At 75.9% G+C, this 1,480-nt stretch carries 1 protein-coding gene; it reads right to left on the bottom strand.

The window, feature by feature from the left end; translation table 11 throughout:
• Nucleotides 1-303: 303 nt before the first annotated feature.
• Nucleotides 304-1,398: a peptidoglycan-binding domain-containing protein gene (locus tag MTQ10_RS30340; protein ID WP_247473870.1), complete on the bottom strand. Its 1,095-nt coding sequence runs from the start codon at nt 1,396-1,398 to the stop codon at nt 304-306.
• Nucleotides 1,399-1,480 lie beyond the last annotated feature (82 nt).

Here is a 1,480-nt window from a genome sequence, read left to right on the forward strand (position 1 = left end):
ACCAAGGCACGACTCCACCCGATCGAGTCAGAAACCGACGACCCCGCCCTGCCCACCGAACTCACCGCATAGCCTCAGACCGAGATCACCGAGTGGCCGTCGATACACCACTTCAGCGGACGTGACCCAACGAAACCGCACGCACCCCGAAAGGGGCGCGGGGAACTGCGCGAGCGCCCCCACCGGCCCGCAGGTGAAAACGATGCCCCAGGCACACACAAGGGGCGCGGGGAACTGCGCACCACCGGCGTCACCGGCACGCCGGTGGCAAAAGGGGGCGCGGGGAACTGCGCGCAAAGGGCGTCACCGCACCCCCGGTGGAACGGCCGTCTCCGACTCCAGCGCGCGCCGCGTCTCCGCGCCGTACAAGCCGATCCCGTCGGCCCACACCCCCCGCGCCCATTGGTAGGTGCGGACCGCCTGCTCGACCCGGTCGTCGAAGATCCCGTCGGCGGGCCCGGTGTACAGGTACAACTGGCCCAGCCGCAGCTGGAGTTCGACGACCTCGGGCCCCCTGTCCCCGCGCCGCAGCACCGGCATGTCCGGCCGCCGCCGGTCATCCGGTGCCGTCGGTGTCCCGGACGGCGGGGGCGTCGCCGGCGCCGTGGACCCGGCCGGGGCCGTCGGCTTCCCCGACGCCCCCGCCCCCGAGGGCGAGGCGCTCGCCGATGGCACGGGGGAGGCCGATCCGCCCGCGGACGGCGCCGAGGCCGAGGGCTCGGCCGACGGCGTCCCCGCCGCCGTGGCGCCGGGCGTCCCGGACGCCCGGCCCGGCGCCGCGCCCGACCCGCTCGGTTCCTCCTGCTCCTCTCCCGACGCGTCCGGCACCGCCGCCCTCATGCCGTCCGTCCCCGTCGCCCCGGTCTTCCGGGACGGCGTGTCGTACGAGAGGAACCCGGCGGCCAGCCCCGCTGCGGCGACGACACCCACAACGGCGCCGGACGCCCCCAGCAGCACGGCACGCCGCCGCCGACGCCCGGAGGGCCGGCGTCGCACGTCCTGCCCCTGCGCCTGCCCCTCCGAGGGAGGCGCCCCCGCCTCGGCCCCCGCTTCGAACAGGCTGAGGTCCGTCGCGCTCGGCGCCGGAACTCCGGCCGCCGCGTCGGAGGGCACGGCCCGCAGCGCCATGGTCTCCTCGCCGGCGTCCACCCCTGCCGTCTGCCCGCCGGCCCCGTCGCCCAGCGCCACGTACGGCCGTATCCGCAGCGGGTCGAAGTCCTCCGCCGCTGCCTGCGCGGCCGTACGGGCGTCCCGCAGGGCCTCGGACGCGCGTTGCGTGCAGCCGCAGGACGGGGTGCCGTCGCCGGCCCTGGGCGCCCCGCACTCGGGGCACTGATGTGTGCGCGGTTCACCCGCGAGCTTCCCGGACGCCCCAGGAACGCCCCCGCGCTCGTCCATGCGTTCGTCCCTCCCCATGAGAACTCCAGGGATTATGCCGACCTCCTTCACACCCGGCGCCCGAACACCCCCCGGAACAAGC

Source organism: Streptomyces sp. XM83C (assembly GCF_023072675.1).
Lineage (GTDB): Bacteria > Actinomycetota > Actinomycetes > Streptomycetales > Streptomycetaceae > Streptomyces > Streptomyces thermocoprophilus.

Excerpts from the sequence above, each read along its gene's own strand:
- MTQ10_RS30340 (WP_247473870.1), bottom strand. The coding sequence starts at position 1,398 with ATGGACGAGCGCGGGGGCGTTCCTGGGGCGTCCGGGAAGCTCGCGGGT.